The sequence below is a fragment of the Aneurinibacillus uraniidurans genome (assembly GCF_028471905.1).
GTDB classification, from domain to species: Bacteria; Bacillota; Bacilli; order Aneurinibacillales; family Aneurinibacillaceae; genus Aneurinibacillus; species Aneurinibacillus uraniidurans.
This window is the reverse complement of sequence record NZ_CP116902.1, coordinates 1,274,149-1,295,564: the sequence shown is the minus strand read 5'-3', so window position 1 is coordinate 1,295,564 and position 21,416 is coordinate 1,274,149. Positions and strand designations below refer to the sequence as shown.

General features: G+C 49.2%; 22 protein-coding genes. 2 read left to right on the top strand and 20 right to left on the bottom strand.

All coding sequences use genetic code 11. The features are described from left to right. Positions 1 to 2 precede the first annotated feature (2 nt). Both coaD and rsmD read right to left on the bottom strand, forming a co-directional pair. Positions 3 to 494, bottom strand: coding sequence for a pantetheine-phosphate adenylyltransferase (gene coaD, locus PO771_RS06540; RefSeq protein WP_272562462.1), 492 nt, complete (start codon positions 492 to 494; stop codon positions 3 to 5). Between the two features lie 23 nt (positions 495 to 517). Further along, positions 518 to 1,072, bottom strand: coding sequence for a 16S rRNA (guanine(966)-N(2))-methyltransferase RsmD (gene rsmD / locus PO771_RS06535; protein ID WP_272562461.1), 555 nt, complete (start codon positions 1,070 to 1,072; stop codon positions 518 to 520). Positions 1,073 to 1,417: 345 nt separating this feature from the next. Between rsmD and PO771_RS06530 the strand changes: the two genes are divergently transcribed. Then, positions 1,418 to 1,933, top strand: a complete 516-nt coding sequence (locus tag PO771_RS06530; RefSeq protein ID WP_272562460.1) for an MgtC/SapB family protein — start codon at positions 1,418 to 1,420, stop codon at positions 1,931 to 1,933. Here the strand turns inward: PO771_RS06530 and recG are convergent. The 4 genes from recG to PO771_RS06510 form a co-directional block, all read right to left on the bottom strand. Next, a complete protein-coding gene (recG, locus tag PO771_RS06525) occupies positions 1,930 to 4,014 on the bottom strand; it encodes an ATP-dependent DNA helicase RecG (RefSeq protein ID WP_422664984.1) in 2,085 nt (694 codons plus the stop codon). The genes PO771_RS06530 and recG overlap by 4 nt on opposite strands. Positions 4,015 to 4,166: 152 nt before the next feature. After that, on the bottom strand, positions 4,167 to 5,027 hold the full coding sequence (locus tag PO771_RS06520; RefSeq protein ID WP_272562459.1) for a DegV family protein: 861 nt from the start codon (positions 5,025 to 5,027) through the stop codon (positions 4,167 to 4,169). A 24-nt stretch (positions 5,028 to 5,051) separates the two neighbouring features. Then, a complete protein-coding gene (locus PO771_RS06515; RefSeq protein WP_422664983.1) occupies positions 5,052 to 6,797 on the bottom strand; it encodes a DAK2 domain-containing protein in 1,746 nt (581 codons plus the stop codon). A 22-nt stretch (positions 6,798 to 6,819) separates the two neighbouring features. Then, positions 6,820 to 7,185: an Asp23/Gls24 family envelope stress response protein gene (locus tag PO771_RS06510; protein ID WP_272562458.1), complete on the bottom strand. Its 366-nt coding sequence runs from the start codon at positions 7,183 to 7,185 to the stop codon at positions 6,820 to 6,822. Between the two features lie 211 nt (positions 7,186 to 7,396). Between PO771_RS06510 and rpmB the strand changes: the two genes are divergently transcribed. Then, entirely contained in the window at positions 7,397 to 7,585 is a 189-nt protein-coding gene (rpmB, locus tag PO771_RS06505) for a 50S ribosomal protein L28 (RefSeq protein WP_096464970.1), read from the top strand. A 48-nt stretch (positions 7,586 to 7,633) separates the two neighbouring features. On the opposite strand, the gene spoVM is transcribed toward rpmB, so the two are convergent. The 14 genes from spoVM to remA all read right to left on the bottom strand — a co-directional run bounded on the left by spoVM (position 7,634) and on the right by remA (position 21,394). Beyond that, positions 7,634 to 7,708 carry a stage V sporulation protein SpoVM gene (gene spoVM / locus PO771_RS06500; protein ID WP_110546200.1) on the bottom strand — a complete coding sequence of 25 codons (75 nt, stop codon included), beginning with the start codon at positions 7,706 to 7,708 and terminating at the stop codon, positions 7,634 to 7,636. A 184-nt stretch (positions 7,709 to 7,892) separates the two neighbouring features. Next, positions 7,893 to 8,561: a ribulose-phosphate 3-epimerase gene (rpe, locus tag PO771_RS06495; protein WP_272562457.1), complete on the bottom strand. Its 669-nt coding sequence runs from the start codon at positions 8,559 to 8,561 to the stop codon at positions 7,893 to 7,895. Positions 8,562 to 8,565: 4 nt separating this feature from the next. Then, the gene (rsgA, locus tag PO771_RS06490) at positions 8,566 to 9,444 is read right to left on the bottom strand and encodes a ribosome small subunit-dependent GTPase A (RefSeq protein WP_272562456.1); all 879 of its coding nucleotides are present in this window, start codon (positions 9,442 to 9,444) and stop codon (positions 8,566 to 8,568) included. A gap of 15 nt (positions 9,445 to 9,459) precedes the next feature. Next, positions 9,460 to 11,463, bottom strand: coding sequence for a Stk1 family PASTA domain-containing Ser/Thr kinase (gene pknB / locus PO771_RS06485; protein WP_272562455.1), 2,004 nt, complete (start codon positions 11,461 to 11,463; stop codon positions 9,460 to 9,462). A 17-nt stretch (positions 11,464 to 11,480) separates the two neighbouring features. Then, positions 11,481 to 12,224 carry a Stp1/IreP family PP2C-type Ser/Thr phosphatase gene (locus PO771_RS06480; RefSeq protein WP_272562454.1) on the bottom strand — a complete coding sequence of 248 codons (744 nt, stop codon included), beginning with the start codon at positions 12,222 to 12,224 and terminating at the stop codon, positions 11,481 to 11,483. A gap of 6 nt (positions 12,225 to 12,230) precedes the next feature. Beyond that, positions 12,231 to 13,277: a dual-specificity RNA methyltransferase RlmN gene (gene rlmN / locus PO771_RS06475; protein WP_272562453.1), complete on the bottom strand. Its 1,047-nt coding sequence runs from the start codon at positions 13,275 to 13,277 to the stop codon at positions 12,231 to 12,233. Positions 13,278 to 13,361: 84 nt separating this feature from the next. Further along, positions 13,362 to 14,762, bottom strand: coding sequence for a 16S rRNA (cytosine(967)-C(5))-methyltransferase RsmB (rsmB, locus tag PO771_RS06470; RefSeq protein WP_272562452.1), 1,401 nt, complete (start codon positions 14,760 to 14,762; stop codon positions 13,362 to 13,364). Continuing rightward, positions 14,755 to 15,690 carry a methionyl-tRNA formyltransferase gene (fmt, locus tag PO771_RS06465; protein ID WP_272563115.1) on the bottom strand — a complete coding sequence of 312 codons (936 nt, stop codon included), beginning with the start codon at positions 15,688 to 15,690 and terminating at the stop codon, positions 14,755 to 14,757. Before fmt ends, rsmB begins: the two co-directional genes overlap by 8 nt. A gap of 103 nt (positions 15,691 to 15,793) precedes the next feature. Then, positions 15,794 to 16,252: a peptide deformylase gene (gene def / locus PO771_RS06460; RefSeq protein WP_272562451.1), complete on the bottom strand. Its 459-nt coding sequence runs from the start codon at positions 16,250 to 16,252 to the stop codon at positions 15,794 to 15,796. A 15-nt stretch (positions 16,253 to 16,267) separates the two neighbouring features. After that, positions 16,268 to 18,697, bottom strand: a complete 2,430-nt coding sequence (gene priA, locus PO771_RS06455; protein WP_272563114.1) for a primosomal protein N' — start codon at positions 18,695 to 18,697, stop codon at positions 16,268 to 16,270. A 2-nt stretch (positions 18,698 to 18,699) separates the two neighbouring features. Then, positions 18,700 to 19,902 carry a bifunctional phosphopantothenoylcysteine decarboxylase/phosphopantothenate--cysteine ligase CoaBC gene (coaBC, locus tag PO771_RS06450; protein ID WP_272562450.1) on the bottom strand — a complete coding sequence of 401 codons (1,203 nt, stop codon included), beginning with the start codon at positions 19,900 to 19,902 and terminating at the stop codon, positions 18,700 to 18,702. A gap of 397 nt (positions 19,903 to 20,299) precedes the next feature. Continuing rightward, positions 20,300 to 20,497 (bottom strand): DNA-directed RNA polymerase subunit omega, encoded by a 198-nt coding sequence (rpoZ, locus tag PO771_RS06445; RefSeq protein WP_272562449.1) that lies wholly within the window; start codon positions 20,495 to 20,497, stop codon positions 20,300 to 20,302. A 1-nt stretch (position 20,498) separates the two neighbouring features. Then, positions 20,499 to 21,116, bottom strand: coding sequence for a guanylate kinase (gene gmk / locus PO771_RS06440; RefSeq protein ID WP_272562448.1), 618 nt, complete (start codon positions 21,114 to 21,116; stop codon positions 20,499 to 20,501). 17 nt (positions 21,117 to 21,133) lie between these two features. After that, on the bottom strand, positions 21,134 to 21,394 hold the full coding sequence (gene remA / locus PO771_RS06435) for an extracellular matrix/biofilm regulator RemA (RefSeq protein WP_096464944.1): 261 nt from the start codon (positions 21,392 to 21,394) through the stop codon (positions 21,134 to 21,136). Positions 21,395 to 21,416 lie beyond the last annotated feature (22 nt).

The following is a 21,416-nucleotide window of genomic DNA, read 5'->3' as shown; positions in this document are numbered from 1 at the left end:
CTTTAGCGGGGTTCTTCTTCACGTTTAGCACGCAACGCACGCTCAACATTCGGCGGCACAAGGCTGCTCACATCAGCCCCATATTTTCCAATCTCTTTTACAATACTCGAGCTTAAGAATGAGTACTGATTGTTCGTCATCATAAAAAATGTCTCAATCTTGTTGTCAATCAGACGGTTAATCGACGCCATCTGCATCTCATATTCAAAGTCGGATACTGCACGCAACCCTTTAATAATGGCCTTGGCCCCTCTTGTATGCATATATTCAATCAACAGCCCGTTAAACGTATCGACCTCAACATTCGGAATGTCTTTCGTCGCTTCTCGTAAAAGTGCAAGACGCTCTTCAACAGTGAACACCGGGTTCGTCTTGTTCCGATTAATTAATACAGCCACAATTACCTTATCAAAAACTTTAGCCCCCCGCTGAATAATGTCAAGGTGGCCATACGTAACCGGGTCAAAACTGCCCGGGCAAACCGCGATGCTCATCCACTGCACTCCCTTTTACATATCTATATTTCCTTGCGGTAAATCGTAATAACCGTTTGTCCATATGTCGTCTCGCGTATCTTCACAATATCTGCGATCTGCTCACACATCTTATCTTTGGCATCATGCTCAGCCACAATGAGTGCCCCTGATGCCAGAAGACCATGGTCATTCATAATCCCCAGCTGACTCTCAATCTTCTGCTCCGCATAAGGTGGATCAAGAAACACAAGATCAAAAACAAGCTCGCGTTTGGCAAGTGCATTCAGCGCCCGGTTCGCATCGTTACAGTATACCTCTGCCTGATCCCGAAGTCCGGTAGCATCAAGATTTTTATAGACAACGCTTACAGCTTTGCGATTCGCATCTATAAAAATACATCTCTCCACGCCGCGGCTGAGCGCTTCAATTCCAAGACCGCCTGTGCCCGCATATAAATCAAGGGCAAGCCCCCCATCAAAATACGGACCAATCATATTAAAAATCGACTCTTTCACTTTATCAACTGTCGGACGGGTTCCCTTGCCCGATACAGCCTGCAGTGGATGGCCCTTCTTCGAGCCAGAAACTACGCGCATAATTTCCCTCCGTACTATAGTAAACGCCGTTAGTATAACATAAACAAAAATTATGGTAAATGCTTGATATTTTTCTATGCTTTCATGTATAGGATGCACCATTTGCGTCCACAATACTAGTAGCGGTACGGCATGTCCGTACTGCCGACAACCGCGGAGAAGACTTACGTTTCCCCATAAGCTCTTCCTCCGGTTTCTCCTCTCCCATTATGCAAGCTGAACGCGCAGCGTTTAGCATGCCCGTCCGGCCTATAACCGGACGGTTTTTTTATTTTTTCGGCATCTCTTCTTTCGTGTCGAATATGGTAAAATCAATAGCACGCATAGAGAGAGGTGACCTAACTTATGAAAGATTTCTGGCTATACATCTGGCATTCCATTGAACACTATGAAGATATAGAGATGTATATCCGCCTGTCAATGAGTGCCCTGTTCGGGTTCGTTATTGGTCTTGAACGCACCGTTCATTCTAAACCGGCTGGCATCAAAACCTATACATTTGTAACAGTCGCTGCGACACTTCTTACCCTGGTGTCTATCCATACTGTAGATCGTTACTCCATTCCTGGCCGCACGATGATGGATCCGCTGCGCCTAGCCGCGCAAATTGTAAGCGGGTTAGGCTTTCTCGGCGCAGGACTGATCATTCAAAAGAGCGGTTCTGTCAAAGGCCTCACTTCTGCCTCCATGGTGTTCTTTGCCGGTGCAATTGGCATTAGCATCGGAGCCGGCTACTATTTGATGACCACCTATACCATGCTGGTTATGTATGGTGTTATCAGTATCGGCCACTTTCTAGAAAATCGTCAAATCAGGCTTTTTGGTCAGAAAAAATCGCTAAAAGAAAGCGAGGACGATTAATCTTTTATTTTCGTAAGAAAGTACTCATCCTGCTTCAAGTATGCCCGCAGTGCTCGATACTGCGGGCTGCTCCAGAACGCTTCTCCTCGCACCATATCAGCCGCCTCCTGACGTGCCACCTCAAGCATTCGATAGTCCTGTACGACATCCGCCACCTTGAACTCCGGCAATCCGCTCTGCTTCGTCCCGAAGAAATCCCCTGGACCACGCAGCTCCAGATCGCGCTGCGCCACTTCAAACCCATCATTCGTCTCCGTCATAATCCGCATCCGCTCTTTGCCAGTCTCAGATTTCGGGTCTGCAATCAGAATACAATACGATTGCTCAGCCCCCCGACCCACACGTCCGCGCAGCTGATGAAGCTGAGCCAAGCCGAATCGCTCCGCATCATAAATCACCATGACCGACGCATTCGGTACATTCACCCCAACCTCAACAACGGTTGTTGAGACAAGCACCTGTACCTCATTGCGGCTAAACTGCTGCATAACCTCGTCTTTCTCCCGCGGCACAAGTCGTCCATGCATAAGACCAACCCGGTACGTGCCCGCAAAATATTGACTTAACTGTGCGTGTACATCAATCGCATTCTGCAAATCAAGCTTCTCAGACTCTTCAATGAGCGGCGAGATCACATACGCCTGCCGTCCCCGATCAAGTTCTTTGCGTACAAATGCAAGAATGCGGTCAAGCATATCATGGCGTACCCAGTACGTCTCAATCGGTTTACGTCCCGCGGGAAGCTCATCAATTGTGGATACATCCATATCACCGAATGCTGTAATGGCCAGTGTACGCGGAATTGGCGTCGCTGTCATAAACAGCACATCTGGATTCAGCCCCTTCTCTCGCAAAATACGGCGTTGCTCCACCCCGAACCGGTGCTGCTCGTCTGTAATCACAAGCCCAAGCTTTGCAAAATATACGTCCTCCTGAATGAGTGCGTGCGTACCAACGATGACCTGAATTAAACCCGATTGCAGCCCTCCCAGAATATCGCGTCGTTTTCGTACGGTAGCACTTCCAGATAACAGCGCCACTTCAATTCCATGCGGTGCCAAAAGCTCAGATAGCGTCTCGTAATGCTGCTCAGCAAGAATCTCAGTTGGCACCATAAGCGCTCCCTGATACCCCGCCTCTATCGTAGCCAAAAGCGCAATCGCAGCGACAACGGTTTTTCCAGAACCAACGTCACCTTGCAGCAGTCGGTTCATGCTATAAGGTGCCTGCATGTCATCAAGAATCTCTTTGATGACTCGCTTCTGCGCATTCGTTAACGGAAATGGCAGGCTGTGAATAAAAGTGTGTACCTTCTCAAGCGGAACATGCTGGGCCACTCCATCACGTGCTTGTCGGTTGATCGCATGATACGCCTGTAGTCGCAATTGAAACAGCAGTAACTCTTCAAATGCAAGTCGGCGCCGCCCCTGCTTGCCCGCCTGCACACTCTCTGGAAAATGAATGTTACGAATCGCATCGCGACGGGAGGCCAGTTTATACTTACGCACGAGATCCTCCGGCAAAATCTCGTCGATCGAATCACCAAACTGTTCAAGCGCTGCTATGATAAAACGGCGCATCTGCTTGACTTGCATCCCTCCCGTTATCGAATAGACCGGCTGAATCGTACCTTCCTGTACCTTTACCCGCTCGGTATCAAGAAAATGCTGCTCGCTCACCATAATTTGCAGGCGAGCCCGTTCAAACTTGCCAGACAGCATAATTTCGCGTCCGGCACGAAGCTGGCTTTTTAAAAATCCCCGGTTAAACCAGATTGCCGTAACAACAATGTTATCCACTACGACTTTAACGGTAATGCGTGATTTCTTAGCTCCGTAGAAGCGAACGACCGGCTCGCCATACACCGTACCGATAATCGTAATTTTCTCTCCATCCTGGACTTCGCTTAGATCACGTACCCGATAATCCTCATAGCGGTACGGAAAATGCTCCAGCAAATCCTGTACGGTTTCAATCTGGAGTGCCGCAAGTTCAATCGCTCGTTCCGCCCCGATTCCTTTAACAGCTGTTACAGGCTGCATCATAATTGAATTACTCACATCTTTAATCCAGCGGGACATCTAACTTTTATTCAGAGCGCGTCCTGTTGATCTCCCGCCCGTCCTCCCTATATAGTTTCGCGCAAATATTATGCCAGCAAATGGAAGAAGGACAGGATCCCACGCCGTTCTGGCGTATCATCCCGTCCCCTTACTCATGTCTACCTGTATGATTATGAAGTCTCTGGATAGAGCGTAATGGCTAATAGACCCGGACCGCCATACGTGCCGATAACCGGCCCAAGCTGAGCCAACACCGCCTCGCCTGTTACAGTAAGCTCCTGCTCAACCTGTCCTTTAAGCACCGCAGCCTCATCACGGTCTGTCGTATAAACTGCGGCTGCTGTTACCGGGCGCTCATTCGCATATTCTTTTGCCAGCTCCAGAATACGTGCGACCGCTTTTTTCTTACCGCGTACCTTTTCTACAACCGCTACTTCGCCACTCTCATCAAACATAAGAATCGGCTTAATATTCAGTAGGGAACCAACGATAGATGCTGCCTTGCCAATTCGGCCGCCTTTCTGCAAATACATGAGCGTATCCATCACAAAATACACCCGGTGCTCCGAAATGAGCGTACGAACAAGCGTAAGACATTCTTCAAGCGTACCCCCGTTGCGTACGAGACGTGCTGCAGCGACCACAATCGCACCAAGTGCATACGAAGCCGAGCGACTATCCACGACATGTACCTTGACCTTCTCTTCCACCATGCCCGCAGCAAGCATTGCTGTCTGGTAGGTGCCGCTTAATGCACTAGACAAGTGAATCGAGATAATTTCTGCTTCTGGATCACGCGCTGCAATCTCTTCGTATACATTCACAAAGTCAAGCGGTGCCGGCTGTGATGTGCGCGGCAGTTGCTCTGATGATTGTAATTTCTCATAAAACTCATTGGAAGATAGCGTAACGCCATCTAAGTATGTCTGTCCTTCCACATGCACCTTAAGCGGCACAATCGGAATGTTTAGTTCTTGCATAAGTGGCTTGGGGATGTCTGCCGTGCTGTCGGTTACAATATATAGATTCATCCTCACATGCCCCCTTCCCACGCTTTATTCAACGGCAATAATAAAGGCATACAGTGGCTGTCCACCTTCATGTACTTCTACTTCATATGAGCTGTACGTCTCACGAATGCGTTTCTCCCATTCATCGAGCTTCGCTTCTGTCGAATCAGCTCCATATAGAACCGTAATCAATTCATCGTCCTTTTCGACCATGCAGGCCACCAGGTCTGTCGCTACTGTATACATATCTGATCCGGCCGCCACGATCTCACCGTCCTGAATGCCGATGAAGTCGCCTTCTTTGATCTCAATCTCATTCAGCTTCGTATCACGCACCGCATATGTGACAAGACCGGTCTTAACAAGACCTACCGCTTCCGTCATACTTGCTTCATTGTGGACAAGTTCAGCCTCTGGTGCAAATGCTAGCATCGCTGACATGCCTTGCGGAACGCTAACGGCCGGAATGACCGCAACTGGAATATCGACAAGTTCAGCTGCTTGTTTCGCTGCCATGATAATATTTTTATTATTCGGCAGAATGATTACATTCGATGCACCGCTCGCCTCAATCGCCTGTACGAATTGTTCGGTACTCGGGTTCATTGTCTGACCACCCTCAATAATCGTACCAACACCTAGACTACGGAAAATTTCTGTAATACCCGCTCCGCTCGCAACCGCAATCATGCCGTATCGTTCGCTTGCTTTTTGTGGCTCTACTACAAAATCAAGCGGTGGTACTACATCTTCTACAACAGCGGATGCAGCTTCTATCGGCACAGCCGGTACAGGAGACACAGTCTGCTGCTTCGCTTCCTGACGGCGCAAAACGGCCTCATGCTGAAGACGCATGTTTTCGATTTTGATGCGATCCAGTGTGCCATACTTATGTGCGAAAGAAAGCACATCTCCCGGCTCTTCCGCATGAATGTGAACCTTGATCAAGTCATCATCAGCTACAACAAGCAATGAATCGCCATACTGACTAATACGCTCCCGGAATGCTTCCATTCTGAACCCATTCGTTTCACGCAGGTGTACCATAAATTCGGTACAGTATCCATATACGATATCTGCTGGATTGATGACATGGTGCATCTCTTCATGTGCCTCACCAAATATAGCAGCCGTTGGAGCTTGCGGCTTGCTGTCCACGACTCGCTTCTCGAATGATACATCTTCGTTCAGTGCCTGTAAAAAGCCCTCGTATATGTAAACAAGCCCCTGTCCACCGGAATCAACAACGCCCACTTCTTTGAGTACCGGAAGCTGATTCGGTGTATGGTCAAGCGCACGCTGTGCCGCAACTACAAGCGCCTCAATTACTTCCTCTACCGTGCCACGCGCTGCCTTACGTGCCGCTGCTGCCGCTTCGCGAGCTACGGTTAAAATCGTCCCTTCCACTGGCTTCATGACGGCTTTGTATGCCATATCGACGCCTTGCTGGAACGCATCCGCTACCTGACGAGCATCCGCCTCCCCAAGACCTGTCAGCCCCTTCGCGAAACCTCGGAACAACTGAGATAAGATTACACCGGAGTTGCCGCGTGCCCCCATAAGAAGGCCGCGTGAAAATACAGACGCGACTTTCTCGGCTGTCTGTTCGGCTGATTTCTCAAGTTCTGCTACTCCCGACGTAAACGTCAAATTCATATTCGTTCCGGTATCACCATCTGGCACCGGAAATACATTTAATGCATCAACTTGCTGTGCATGCTGCGTCAAACGCGCTGCACCCACTTTATACATATGACGAAGAACCTGTCCCGTCAGCGTACTGCTTTTCACGTATTGTTCCTCCCTCATACCCTTAGGAGTTCATTTCTCCACGGACACCTTGCACATAAATATTCACATCATCTACTTGCAATCCAAGGTTTTGCTCCAGCGCATACGTTACACGGCCTTGCACACTGTGTGCCACCTCGGAGATTTTCGTGCCGTAGCTAACGATAATATACATGTTAATGATCGTACGCCCCTCTTCCTGCCGCACTTCGACGCCGCGTGACAAGTTCTCACGACCCAAAATCTCAGCGATTCCGTCTTTCATCGTCCGGCGTGAAGACATGCCAACAAGACCGTAACATTCCATTGCCACAGCACCCGCCATCGTCTCGACAACTTGACTGTCAATTTCAATTTTTCCGAGCTCTGTGCTGATCTGAACACTCATGCTTTAAGCCTCCTCATTTTCATTCGCTGCGCTCTCTAGTAGATGCTTGTATTGTCCTCATTTTACTACAACGATACTTTTTTTGAAAGAATCGTTGTAAAGGGTAAATTCTTGACAGACATCTTGCTTTTGTAAAATGCGTATGCTATCATACTTGAGTATGTAATGAGAGTCACTTTGCTTGACTGCATCTCAGGGAGGTGGAATTGTAATGGCACGTGTATGTTATGTAACAGGTAAACGAGCTAAGACTGGTAACAAACGCAGTCACTCGAACCGTGCAAATAAACGCTCTTGGGGCGTTAACGTACAAAAAGTACGCATCCTGGTTGACGGAAAACCGAAGCGTGTGTACGTGAGCACAAAAGCTCTGAAATCCGGCTTAGTTACTCGTGTGTAGTCGCACGTAAAAAAAGCACCCACTGTGGTGCTTTTTTTTATGCCATGCTCACTTTTTTCCGCCAAGAAGTATACGAATGAGTCCCCCCAGAAATTTCGGCAGCTTAATGGTATAAAACCGCATGATGAACCCTCCCTCTTTTATTCCATCCGCAGGCATTTCTACCTGTACGCCTCACTCGATTTACCATATGAGAGTTGAAGGTAAAATATGAACAAAAACAAGTACCTATTTTTACGAAACGGACAGCCAACGTATAAAAAAGAGGAGAAGCGTCTACTCACTTCTCCCCTTATCCTATGCTCGCCTACAGCACCTTATTCGCCGCATCGCGAATGGCAGCAATCGCCTGCCCTCTATCCGGTTTGCCAAATACCGCATTCCCTGCTACGAGGCACGTTGCCCCCGCGGCCACCACAAGCGGCGCTGTTTCGGCATTGATGCCACCATCAATTTGGATTTCTACTTGATTCTCCAGCCCGCGCTCAATGAGCATCGCTTTGAGCTGACCGACTTTCTTTACGACTTCTGGAATGAACTTCTGTCCACCAAAGCCCGGGTTCACCGACATAAGCAATACCATATCAATATCACCAAGTACATGCTCAAGCGTTGATACTGGCGTAGCAGGATTCAGCGATACACCCGCTTTTACTCCCTGCTCTTTAATAAGATGGATCGTGCGATGCAGGTGCGTGCATGCTTCCTGATGCACCGTAATCATCTCGGCTCCACTTTTGGCAAACTGCGGAATGTACAGATCAGCATTTTCGATCATCAAATGTACATCCATAAACAGTTTCGTATGCGGACGAATCGCTTGCACAACAAGCGGTCCAATCGTAATGTTTGGCACGAAATGACCGTCCATCACATCGACATGCAGCCATTCCGCTCCGCCCTGCTCGACTTCCTGAATCTCCGCTCCCAGGCGGGAAAAGTCTGCCGATAAAATCGAAGGCGCGATTTTTACCATGATGCTAATACCTCGGCTTTCTCTCTTTAATTTCTTGCAAAAATTGCAAGTAATGCTCATAACGGGACGCCTGGATTTCTCCGACGTCCACCGCCTGCCGCACTGCGCAGTTCGGCTCGTTCACATGCAGGCAGCCGCGGAATTTGCATTCCCCGAGCCTCTCTCGCATTTCTCTGAAATACAACCCAAGCTCGGTTATATCTCCCACCGAATGAAAATCAAGCGAGCTAAAGCCCGGTGTATCTGCAACCCAGCCGCCTTCTGGCAAGTAAATGAGCTCCACGTGGCGTGTAGTATGCTTCCCCCGGCCAAGCTTATGGCTAATTGGAGCCGTTTCAAGCTGAAGTTCACTAAACAAAGCATTCAGCAGCGATGACTTACCGACACCGGACTGTCCGGCAAATACAGAGAGCTTACCAGCCAGATGAGCGCGAATCTCTGCAAGCCCGCTCTGCCCTTTAGAGCTTGTCACCACGACCGGATAGCCCATCTGCTCACAGCGACGACGAATCTCTGCAAGCTTATCGCCATCGTCTAATAAGTCCGCCTTAGTTAGACATATGACCGCCTCTACCCCGGCTGCTTCTGTATGAACAAGAAATTTATCGAGAAGCTGCGGATTAAACGCAGGCTCTGCCAGTGAGAAAACAAGAATCGCCTGATCAATATTAGCAATCGGCGGACGAACTAACTCGCTTGTGCGCGGCAAAATCTCTGTAACCGTTCCTTCTGACCCGCTTACTTCATACATCACTTCATCTCCGACAAGCGGGGTTATCCCCCGCTTGCGGAATACGCCACGTGCTCGGCATTGCCAGTAGGCATCGCCATCCTGCACGTAATAATAGCCGGCGAGCGCTTTTACGATACGGCCCTGCGGCATGAAATCCCCCCTGTGCTACTGTGCATCATTATATCCGACATGCTTCTCGTCAATCTGTTCACCGTCGCGGAACACTTGAATGACCGCGTCTTGTGATGGCGTGACGACAATTGGAACTGTAAACTTCACACTTTGGCTGATTTGCGTCTTCTCTGCCGTCCTGTTTTTACCGGATGCATCCGTTACACGAATCTCGACCGTTGAAGTCTCACCTGCATTCAAGTACACATCTACTGGTATGCGAGCCCGACGTGCTTCATCCGGCAGACCTGAGCTTACGGTTACACGCACCCACGTTCCTTTTTTCAACTCCGTATCAGCCCGGTATGATTGCTCAACAACCTCACCCTGCGGTCGATAGCTGCTTTTTGTCTCCAGCTGGATTCTCAGACCCAATCGGTTCATCTTCGCCTTCATCTCTTCTTCTGTTAGCCCAACCAGGTTTGGCATAACGATTTTGCCTCCCCCTTTGCTAACCGTAAGAACAATCTCCGTTTCATCTGCAACCACCTGGGCACCTGCTTCCGGTGTCTGGCTCAGTACGGTACCGGCTGGCTGACTATCACTTGTTTCTTCTTCCGTCCGCACATTCTTGTAGCCGCGCAGCTGATCAGTTAGATCATCAATATTTTTGCCAACAAAATTCGGCAGACCTGCCTTTGATTTTCCCTGGCTTACGATCAACTGAACTTCCGAGTCTTTCTTCACCGACATATTAGCAGACGGCGTCTGTTTAATGACATGGTCTGCTTCCACAGTTGGATCAAATTGCTGCTGAATGACCGGCTTTAAGCCTACTGCCTCAAGCTTCTGACGTGCCTCTTGAAGCGATAGCTTCTCAACCGCTGGTGTTGTCACATCTGGAACGTTCAGCAACGTAAATCCGTAGAAGCTTCCAGCAGCTGCAAGCGTGAGGAACAGCACAATCCCGAATCCCCAGGCAAGCACCCGCTTCCAGGAGCGTCCTGTAGATTCTTCCTCTTCTTCTTCCAATTCATGTACGGTATTTTGTTTTACCGCAGCTGATTCCGTAGAGGAAGAAGTCCGGCGCCATTCTTTGACAGGACGTGCCTCTTCCGGTTCATCCCATGATTTCTTGCGCATCATCTCCGGCTTGATAGCCGGAATAATTCGAGTAATCTCAGGATCCTCTTCTACCGCATACTTCTCCGGCAGTAAATACACCGGCTCATTGCGCCGTTCCGGCAAAAGACATGTCCGTAATTCTTCAAGCATCTCGTTCGCCGATTCAAACCGGTACATCGGGTCTTTTGCCAGCGAGCGAATGATGATATTCTCTACGCTCTGCGGCAAGTCCGGACGCAGCTTACGCGGCGGCACATACGGCTCCTGCAGATGCTTTAGCGCCACGCTAATCGGAGAATCGCCTGAGAATGGCAATTTGCCGGTCAGCATCTCGTACAATACAACGCCTAATGAATACAGATCAGACTTCGCTCCTGCCATAATCCCTTTCGCCTGTTCCGGTGAGAAGTAATGCACCGAGCCAAGTACCGAGCCCGTATGTGTGATCGTAACCGATGATACAGCACGAGCAATCCCGAAATCTGTTACTTTAATTCGCCCATATCGGTTAATTAAAATATTATGCGGCTTAATATCACGGTGAATGAGCTCATTCTGGTGCGCATGATCAAGCGCATCACAAATTTGAATCGCAATATTCACCGCTTGCTTGACATCAAGCGGCGCGTGTTCGTTAATGTACTGCTTTAGCGTCATGCCTTCTACATACTCCATGACGATATAATACATATCACCTTCCTGACCGATGTCATAAATATTCACAACATGCGGATGAGAAAGGCTGGCTGCTGCCTGTGCCTCCCGGTGGAAACGGGCAATAAAATCATCGTCATTACCAAACTGGGAGCGCAGCACTTTAAGTGCTACTGTCCGGTTCAGCAATGTATCACGGGCGCGGTATACAACCGCCATTCCGCCTTCGCCTATTTTCTTCTCTATATCATAGCGACCGCCGATTTTTTGTCCTTCCATTTGTACGCTCCCTCCTTTCATTCCACACCCTCTGTCTGATTACGCAACAGGATGACTGTAATGTTGTCTTCCCCTCCTGCTTCGAGCGCGTGGGCAATTAATGTCTCTGCCATTTGCTTGAGGGAGCCTCCTTCTAATATATCGGCAATGATCTCACCGCTCACCTTGCCAGAAAGCCCGTCCGAGCAGAGCAAAAGCATGTCTTCCTCATCCCAGTGCAAGATGCTGAAGTCAGCCTTAACCGTCTGATCGGTCCCAAGTGCTCGCGTCAAAATATTGCGGCGCGGGTGATTAGCCGCCTCAGCCTGTGTAATTTGATGATTACGAAGCAATTCATTTACCAGTGTATGGTCGCTCGTAATTTGCTGCAGCACACCGCCGCTATACCGATAAATCCGACTGTCCCCAATATGGGCAAGCACACCAAGCTGCGAATTCATCAACGCCGCTACAATCGTTGTGCCCATCCCTCGACATTCTGGATGCTCTGCAGCATACGCGAGGATTTTTTGATTGGCCGCTTGAATCGCCTCATTCAACGTGCGCTGCCGCTCATCCGGTGTCATCTCACTATGCATGAACTGCATATGCTCACAGATGCTCTCCACAGCCATCTGACTCGCCACATCTCCCGCCTGATGACCGCCCATTCCATCTGCTACAATCGCAAGCGTCCAACCGTCATCATAGTTCTGAATGCGGCCAGAATCTTCATTTGTCTGCCGTACACAACCAATATGCGTCTGTATGGCTGACTGCATTATTCATCACCCCTGTGTCTGCTTCGCGTGCTGCGCTCGCAGCTGGCCGCACGCCGCAGCAATATCACTGCCGTGTTCCCGGCGGATTGTCACATTGATGCCTTTTGCGTCAAGAATCCGCTTAAAATTAAAAATATCATTGCGCGAAGTGCGCACGTAATTGCGTTCTGGCACATAATTAACCGGAATCAGATTCACATGGCACATCATGCCCTTAAGGAGAGCCGCCAGTTCTTCCGCATGCTCAGGTCGGTCATTGACACTGCCGAACAAGCCGTATTCAAATGTCAGGCGACGTCCGGTCGTATTGATGTAATAGCGGCAGGCATCCATCAATTCATCCATTGGATAACGGCGATTAACTGGCATCAGTCGAGTACGAATTTCCGTATTCGGGGCATGCAGCGAGATCGCCAGGTTAATCTGGAGCTTTTCATCTGCAAAGCGGTAAATGTTTGGCACAATTCCGCTTGTCGACACTGTAATGTGGCGCTGTCCAATGTTCAGCCCTTTTTCTTCATTAATAATGCGCAGGAAGGCAAGCAATGCGTCATAGTTCTCAAACGGCTCACCAATACCCATGACAACGACGTGGCTAGCGCGCTGCTGCTCGGCATCCAGTGCTTTCTGTGCGGCAAGCACCTGCATGACAATCTCGCCTGCTTCCAGATTACGCTTTAAGCCACCAAGCGTTGAAGCACAAAATGTACAGCCAATCCGGCAGCCTACCTGCGTTGTCACGCAGACACTGTTGCCGTACTCATGCCGCATAATGACCGTTTCAATCGCATGTCCGTCATGCAGAGAGAACAAAAACTTAATCGTACCATCTGCTGACTCTTGATGTGTAATTTCTTTTAATACATCCATGGAGAAGGAAGCAGCAAGCTTCTCACGCAATCCTTTTGACAGATTGCTCATCTCATCGAATGAGTCCACACGTTTTACATACAGCCAGTCAAATACTTGTCCGGCACGGAATGCTTTCTCGCCGTTTTTCTCCATCCACTCTTTAAGCATCGGGAGGGTAAGGCTATACAATAAAGGTTTCATATTACGTATCACCAATTCTTCCTTCAAAAGTTCAAATCATATTGTATCATAAATAATTTAAGAAAAGAAAAAGGAAGCATAGAATTATGCTTCCTTCCGTGCATTTATCTTCCGCAGACGCGAAATAAAAAAGCCATCGGTGTGAAAATGATGAGGGAGCATCTGCATATATCCTTCGACAAGCGTCGGATATTTATGACGCACTGCCTCTGGCATATCATCGGCTAATGTTTCATCCAGCTCCCACTCTGGGTGATCGGCCAAGAAGCGGCGAAGTACGTGTTCATTCTCTTCTGGCTCAACCGTGCATGTGCTGTATACGATTTTCGTGTCAGGGCCCGCGAGTTCGGCCGCTGTCTGCAAAATCTCATACTGAATGCTGCTGATTGCTTCTGCATCTCCCGGCTTTTTTTGCCACTTAATATCTGGCTTGCGACGAATGACACCGAGCCCGGTGCACGGTGCATCTACTAAAATACGGTCAAATGTCTGCCCGGCCAGCAGCTTCGCCGCATCACGTGCGTCACCTGCCTGGCCTTTAATAATCGAGATGCCAAGACGAAAAGCGTTCGCTTCGATTAGCTTAATTTTATGATCATGTATATCCAGGGCAGTAATTTCGCCTCTGTTCTCCATTAACTCAGCGATATGCGTTGTCTTACCACCAGGAGCCGCACACATATCAAGCACCTGCATGCCGGATGCAGGTGCCACAGCACGAGCGACAAGCATCGAACTTTCATCCTGCACAGTGCAGGACCCGCTTGCATACGCGGGAAGCTCAGCAATGTTACCAAGTTCATGAGCCACTACGCCTTCTGGTGCAACCTCAGACGGAGTCAGTTCTGCGTCCGGTGTCTGTTTACCAATCTGGGCGATCAGCTCATCGCGTGTGGTACGAAGTGCGTTCGCTCGCAGGCTTAGGGCCGGCGGCTCATTGTTCGCTGCACACATCGCTTCTGTTTCTGCTTCTCCGTATTGTTTGATCCATTCCCGTACCATCCACTTCGGATGTGAATACTGAAGGGAAATTCGTTCTACTGGCGGCAGATCGGCCGGAATCTCTACTTTTCCCGGCTCACGCAGGCGGCTGCGCAGCACACCGTTTACCATTCCGGCAATGCCTGCATGTCCAAAGTGCTTCGCAATCTCCACTGCTTCATGTACAACCGCACGATCTGGAATACGATCCAAATACGAAAGCTGATAGAAGCTCATCCGCAGTAGATTGCGCACCCATCCGTCCAGCTTATGCAGCGGCTTGGACACGAATCGACCAAGCATCCAATCCAGTGTATAAAGGCGACCAAGCGTCCCATACACAAGTTCCGTCGCAAGTGCCACATCGCGTGGAGCGAATGCAGCTTCGGCTAGCGCATGCTTTAGTTCAAGATTGCTGTATGCCTGCCTTTGTTCGACATCCGTTAACACGCGCACAGCAAGTTCGCGAGCACTGCGAAGAGCAGGAAGTTTGCGCTTACTCATGTGTGTTCTCCATTCCAAATGTCATTCCGACTTCGACCACCGCACTGCCACGTACATAGTCGGATACTTTCATCGCTTTTTTACCAGCAGGTTGTATTTCAGTTAAACGAAGTACACCCCCGCCGGTCTGCACGTCGATGCCAACTGCTGATACGGACAACACAGTACCTTGTGTCTGCTCTGCACCACTTTCGGTAAGCACCTGACTGTTCCATACTTTCATCACCTGGCCATTTACTGTAGTATAAGCAACCGGCCACGGATTCAGGCCACGCACCTGATTGAACAACTCACGGGCCGACTTGGACCAGTTCAGTTTCTCATCTTCACGTGTAATATTCCAAGCAAATGTTACGTTCGACTCATCCTGCGGCTCTGGTGTAATTTCCCCACCAAGTAGCTTAGGAATCGTATCGAGCAGCAAGTCAGAACCAGCCGCACTCAGCTTGTCGTGCATCGTACCAACGTTATCCTCGTCTGTAATCGGTACACGCACTTGTGATAACATGTCGCCTGCATCCAGTTTCTCAACCATGTACATAATCGTCACGCCGGTTTCTGGCTGTCCATCGATAATAGACTTATGAATCGGCGCACCTCCCCGATAATTCGGCAGCAAGGAGGCATGTACATTAATACAACCGTGTTTCGGATAATCAAGCAGCTCTTTCGGCAAAATCTGTCCGAAAGCAGCCGTTACAATTAAATCAGGCTCGTATGCCAGAATGTCTGCGACACCTGATACTTTTAGTTTTTCCGGCTGTAACACCGGCAATTCAAGCTCAATGGCTGCTTCCTTCACAGGCGGAGCAGCAAGCTGTTTCTTACGACCTTTCGGGCGGTCCGGTTGTGTCACAACTGCCACCACTTCATACCCGTTCTGTACAAGCTTCTGCAAGCAAGGTACAGCAAAATCCGGTGTTCCCATAAATACAATTCGCACAGCTATGTCACTCCTTTATGTATACAAAACAAAAGAGGGAGAGGGAAATGTTTCGTTTCTCTCTTCCTCTCCTGCACTCTTCTCTTATTTATTCGCGCCCTGAATATGTTTTCTCCGCCAGGTCGATAAATAATACGCCATTCAAATGATCGATCTCGTGCTGAATCGCACGGGCTAACAGTTCTTCCCCTTCAATAATGAACTCGTTGCCATCACGGTCAAGTGCTTTAGCCTTCACCCACTGGCCACGACGCACATCGCCAAGCAGTCCCGGGATGCTAAGGCAGCCTTCTGGTCCGAACTGCTCGCCCTTCATCTCCAAAATTTCCGGGTTGATCATCTCAATGATGCCATCTCCCACGTCAATGACGACAACACGCTTCGTAATGCCTACTTGCGGAGCTGCTAACCCAACGCCTTCTGCCTCATACATTGTATCTGCCATATCATCAAGCAATTTATGAAGATTGGAATTAATTTTTGTAACTTCTTTACATTTTTCCCGAAGAACCGGGTTTGGATGCTTTACAATCATGCGGATGCTCATTATTTCTTTCCTCCGTTACATCATCAGCTGTGGATCTACATCGACCGTCAGCATAATGCCTGTTTTTTTCCGCTCGTCATCAAATGCCCGCACCAAACGGTAAATTCCGGGCAATACACGCGGATCGTTTTTATATTTTACCATGCATTGAAATCGATATCTATCTTTTATGCGGGCGATCGGAGAAGCGACAGGCCCTAAAAGAAAGGCACCGGGCGGGATCACCTGTCGGAGCTGACCTGCGAACTGCTCCGCCTTCTTCATAATAAGCGGCACGTTCTCATGTGTGAAAGTAAACAAAATCAACCGACAATACGGCGGATAATTCTTTTCATAACGCTGCTTGATCTCTTCGACAAAAAACGTGCGGTAATCATGCTGACTCGCGAGCTGAATACTATAATGCTCGGTATTGTACGTCTGCAAAATGACTTCCCCTTGCTTCTCATGCCGTCCGGCACGTCCGCCTACCTGTGTAATCAACTGAAACGTTCGCTCTGCCGCCCGAAAATCCGGCAAATTAAGCGTACTATCCGCCGCTAGCACACCGACAAGCGTGACATTCGGGAAATCAAGCCCTTTGGCAATCATCTGTGTACCGAGCAATACATCACCTTTACCTTCACGAAAATCTTGCAGCAGCTTCTCATGCGCACCTTTGCGTCCGGTCGTATCTACATCCATCCGAATGACTCGAATACCGGGAAAATGGCGGGATAATTCTTCTTCTACCTTTTGCGTCCCCGTACCAAAAAAACGAATATGCTCGCTGCCACATTCCGGACAAAGCGTAGGCTCACCCTCTGTATAACCGCAGTAATGGCAGCGCAGCGTCCGATTACTCCGATGATACGTAAGCGAGATATCACAATGCGGACAGCCCGCCACATACCCGCACGAACGGCACATCACGAACGTGGAAAAACCGCGCCGATTCAGGAACATTACCATCTGCTCCTGTTTTGCCAGTCTGTCCTCAATCGCCTCCATAAGCACCTTGCTAAACATCGTTCGATTGCCTTCCCGCAGCTCATCCCGCATATCGACAATATTAACTACAGGCATCGGTCGGTTATTCACTCGCTCGTCCATCGTAAACAGATGAATTCGCCCCCGCTGTGCTTCATGATATGACTCCATCGACGGAGTTGCACTGCCGAATAATACGACCGCCTGATGATACAACCCACGATACTGCGCGATCGTCCGCGCATGATAACGCGGCGTTTCTTCCTGTTTATACGACCCTTCATGCTCTTCATCCAGAATGATTAATCCTAGATTGCGGAACGGAGCAAAAATCGCGGAACGTGCTCCAATCGCTACTTTCACCTGACCACGCCGAATTTTGCGCCATTCGTCATACCGCTCACCCTGCGAAAGACGGCTGTGCATCACGGCTACCTGATCTCCGAATCGCCCTTTAAAACGGTTCACCATCTGCGGTGTCAGCGAAATTTCTGGAACAAGCAATATCGCCTCCCGCCCCTGCTCAATCGTTCGCTCCATGATTTCAAGATACACTTCCGTCTTGCCGCTTCCCGTAACCCCGTGAATCAGGCAGGGATAATATTGAGGCGGATTCATACCTACGCTAATTCCGTCAATCACAGTCTGCTGTTGTTTGGTAAACGAATGTTTTTCAACCGGAGAAAATGTGCGTCCAGCGAACGGATCTCGATAGTTCTCCACTTCTTCCCGGCGCAAAAGCCCTTTGTCTACAAGCGCCTTCACCGTCTGGTTCGATACGCGCAACAGCGCCAACAGCTGGGGTTGATCAATCGCTGCATAATGATGGATAAAATGTGACAGCACTTCCTTTTGCCGAGCTGCCGATTTCGGCAACTCTGCCTGAGCGGCTGTAAGCTGCTCAACTGAAACAGCCGGTTCGATTACAGTGACCGTCTTTTTCGTCACGCGGTCACCCACGATTTGCTCCACCATAATGCGACCTGCTTTTATGCCATCTGTAAGCCAGGAAGCAGCCATTGGAAACTGCTTACTCAATACATCCCACGCAATGGGCTGACGATTTTTTATATATTGATAAAAGGCTTGCTCATCCATTAACACCGACTCGAATTCCATCCCTGATACTGTAAGCGATACTTGCTTCTCATAGCTAGAACGGAGCGCAGCCGGAATCATCGATTGAAGCGCTGCATATTGCGTACACATATAACGTGCACTCATCTTCTGAGCCAGCTCGACCATTTCTTCTGTTAATGGCGGCTCGATATCCATTACGTCAAGCAATGGTTTTACCCGCTCGACTTCTGTTTGCTCCACAAGTTCAATAACAAAACCTTGTAGCTTGCGTGGGCCGAACGGAACAGAAACACGGCTGCCTACTTGCACAAATGGCAGAAGAGCCGCTGGAACGGCATAGTCGAACGGGCGGTCTGTATCTACGACCGGCACATCGACAATCACGCGGGCGTACATCATTACGCCTCCTTCTTCCGGGCTACTACTTCATCAAGAATACAGTCTGCAATATCAGCTTTGCTCATCTGTGGGAGCTGTTGTGCCTCTCCGTCACGCGTGTAGATCGTCACTATGTTCGTATCGACACCGAATCCAGCCCCTTCTTCGGCTACATTATTCGCCACAATCATATCGGCCCGTTTACGCTCCATTTTACCGCGCGCATTTTCTTCAACATTTTCCGTTTCGGCAGCAAATCCAACGAGGAATTGATGCGTCTTACGCGCACCAAGTTCAGCTAAAATATCACGTGTCCGCTCCAGCTCGATAACCAGATCACCGGACTTCTTTTTCATTTTATTTGTATGTACGACTTTTGGGCGATAATCGGCTACGGCTGCTGATTTCACTACGATGTCCATCTCATCATAGCGGGCCATTACCGCTTGATACATCTCTTCTGCCGAATCAATTTGTACGAATTCCACACCCGCTGGCGGCGTAAGGTTCGTTCGGCCACTCACGAGTACAACCTCCGCTCCACGTTTCACCGCCGCTTCCGCAATCGCGTAGCCCATCTTGCCGGATGAATGATTCGTGAAAAAGCGGACCGGATCAACCGATTCTCGTGTCGCCCCTGCGGTTACGAGCAGTTTTTGGCCCACGAGATCGCGACGTGTCTCACCCGCGAAGTACGCTTCGATTTCACTGAGAATATCAATGGGTTCTGCCAGACGTCCTTTACCGATCCAGCCACAGGCGAGATAGCCTTCCGCTGGCTCTACCAAACGATGACCGTATTCTGTAAGACGCGTAAGATTGTGCTGGACCGCCGGATGGTTATACATATTCACATTCATCGCCGGAGCAATCCACACCGGCGCTTTCGTTGCCAGATACGCCGTTGTCACAATATCATCCGCGATCCCATTCGCCATTTTGCCAATCGTATTCGCAGTCGCTGGTGCAACAAGGAACAAATCGGCCATATCCGCTACATGAATATGGGAAATCACCTGCGGATTCGGCTCCTGAAACGTATCGGTCAGAACAGGGTTACGCACAAGCGACTGAAATGTAATCGGCTGCACAAATCGTGTCGCAGACTCCGTCATCAGCACCCACACATTCGCACCCTTCTGCGTCAACTTACTACACAAATCCGCAATCTTATAAATGGCGATTCCGCCCGTTACTCCTATTACAATCGTCTTCCCCTTCACTGCCTTGCCTCCTTCTTTATATTTATAACGTTTTTCTTATCAACAAAAAGCATAATTGAACGTGGACCACCAAACTGCCGTGGGAGATGGGAAGAGAGAAAACACCGGAACGCCTTTGCGCACCTACCCAGCGGAAGACGTCAGGCGGACGTGCCTTTGCCCGCAACCTACTCCTTCAGGTTATGCTACGAAAGCGCTTTGCGGGCCAGTCCGCCAGACTTCTGGAGCGGCCAGCCTGCACTTCCATGCCGTGCGCAACAAAGTGACGTGTTTTTTCTCTTCCCATCTCCCCCACTGGCCAGTTCGTGCTCCCACTTCTCAAGTAAGCTTTCTCGCACAAGTCATGAAAAAAGCGCCATCGTCCCCTTCCGGTTCGGATATGCGCCTCCTTGCGTAATTATTTCAATCGTTCAAACTCAATCTTACCCGCATACAGTTCTTCAAGCGCTGTACCTACATGTTTGTAGGAAACCGGCTTCTCAATCAAAAATTCGTTTGATTCCCGCATCTGGCGAGCACGCTTTGACGCGATTGTAACAAGTGTATATTTGCTGTCCACATTCTCAAGCAGCTTATCAATTGATGGATAAATCATCTTAAAAAACCTCCTCGATACAGTTGCGATATTTCGCAATCTGACGTTCCTTCTTACAATGTTCTGCCACCACAATGGCCTGAATACGTTCGCATGCCTTGTCCACTTCATCGTTGACAACAACGTAATTGTAATGGTCCATCAGCTCAATTTCAGCTTTAGCCATCATCATGCGATTATGAATGCTTTCTTCTGTCTCCGTTCCGCGACCTGTGATTCGTGAGCGGAGTTCTTTCAGATCCGGCGGCGCGAGAAATACAAAAATTCCTTCTGGGAACTTCTCTTTCACCTGAAGCGCTCCCTGCACCTCAATCTCTAGAATTACATCGCGTCCACTTGCGAGTGTATCTTCTACAAATCCGCGCGGTGTACCATAGAAATTACCAACATATTCTGCCCATTCAAGCAGCTGGTCATTCTCGATCATGTGCTTGAATTGTTCCTTCGTTTTGAAGAAATAATTCACACCGTCTACTTCACCTGCACGCGGTGTACGCGTTGTCGCAGACACCGAATAAACCAGGTCCTTCATACGCGGACGCAGAGCAGCACATACCGTGCCTTTTCCTACGCCGGACGGCCCTGACAACACAATCAATAACCCTCTGTCGTGCTTCATACAATCCCCCGTTTAGCTTATTCGTCTGAATCGTCATCCTTACTTGTCAAGCGATGCGCCACTGTTTCAGGCTGTACCGCCGATAAAATAACATGATCACTATCCGTAACAATAACCGCACGCGTACGGCGGCCGTATGTCGCATCAATGAGCATGCTGCGATCCCGCGCTTCCTGAATGATCCGCTTAATGGGAGCAGATTCGGGACTCACAATAGAAATGATGCGATTAGCGGATACAATATTGCCGAATCCGATATTAATCAGCTTAATAGCCATGCATATGCCTCCCTATTCTAGC

What these genes read in the sequence shown, in the direction of transcription:
- rpe (WP_272562457.1), bottom strand. Translation starts at nt 8,561, where the DNA reads ATGGTAAAAATCGCGCCTTCGATTTTATCGGCAGACTTTTCCCGCCTG.
- PO771_RS06520 (WP_272562459.1), bottom strand. Translation starts at nt 5,027, where the DNA reads ATGAATCTATATATTGTAACCGACAGCACGGCAGACATCCCCAAGCCA.
- PO771_RS06480 (WP_272562454.1), bottom strand. Translation starts at nt 12,224, where the DNA reads ATGCAGTCAGCCATACAGACGCATATTGGTTGTGTACGGCAGACAAAT.
- PO771_RS06510 (WP_272562458.1), bottom strand. Translation starts at nt 7,185, where the DNA reads ATGAGTGTTCAGATCAGCACAGAGCTCGGAAAAATTGAAATTGACAGT.
- rpmB (WP_096464970.1), top strand. Translation starts at nt 7,397, where the DNA reads ATGGCACGTGTATGTTATGTAACAGGTAAACGAGCTAAGACTGGTAAC.
- PO771_RS06530 (WP_272562460.1), top strand. Translation starts at nt 1,418, where the DNA reads ATGAAAGATTTCTGGCTATACATCTGGCATTCCATTGAACACTATGAA.
- coaD (WP_272562462.1), bottom strand. Translation starts at nt 494, where the DNA reads ATGAGCATCGCGGTTTGCCCGGGCAGTTTTGACCCGGTTACGTATGGC.
- fmt (WP_272563115.1), bottom strand. Translation starts at nt 15,690, where the DNA reads ATGGGAACACCGGATTTTGCTGTACCTTGCTTGCAGAAGCTTGTACAG.
- rpoZ (WP_272562449.1), bottom strand. Translation starts at nt 20,497, where the DNA reads ATGATTTATCCATCAATTGATAAGCTGCTTGAGAATGTGGACAGCAAA.
- recG (WP_422664984.1), bottom strand. Translation starts at nt 4,014, where the DNA reads ATGTCCCGCTGGATTAAAGATGTGAGTAATTCAATTATGATGCAGCCT.
- remA (WP_096464944.1), bottom strand. Translation starts at nt 21,394, where the DNA reads ATGGCTATTAAGCTGATTAATATCGGATTCGGCAATATTGTATCCGCT.
- gmk (WP_272562448.1), bottom strand. Translation starts at nt 21,116, where the DNA reads ATGAAGCACGACAGAGGGTTATTGATTGTGTTGTCAGGGCCGTCCGGC.
- rsmB (WP_272562452.1), bottom strand. Translation starts at nt 14,762, where the DNA reads ATGAGTAAGCGCAAACTTCCTGCTCTTCGCAGTGCTCGCGAACTTGCT.
- rsmD (WP_272562461.1), bottom strand. Translation starts at nt 1,072, where the DNA reads ATGCGCGTAGTTTCTGGCTCGAAGAAGGGCCATCCACTGCAGGCTGTA.
- rsgA (WP_272562456.1), bottom strand. Translation starts at nt 9,444, where the DNA reads ATGCCGCAGGGCCGTATCGTAAAAGCGCTCGCCGGCTATTATTACGTG.
- rlmN (WP_272562453.1), bottom strand. Translation starts at nt 13,277, where the DNA reads ATGAAACCTTTATTGTATAGCCTTACCCTCCCGATGCTTAAAGAGTGG.
- pknB (WP_272562455.1), bottom strand. Translation starts at nt 11,463, where the DNA reads ATGGAAGGACAAAAAATCGGCGGTCGCTATGATATAGAGAAGAAAATA.
- def (WP_272562451.1), bottom strand. Translation starts at nt 16,252, where the DNA reads ATGAGCATCCGCATGATTGTAAAGCATCCAAACCCGGTTCTTCGGGAA.
- priA (WP_272563114.1), bottom strand. Translation starts at nt 18,697, where the DNA reads ATGTACGCCCGCGTGATTGTCGATGTGCCGGTCGTAGATACAGACCGC.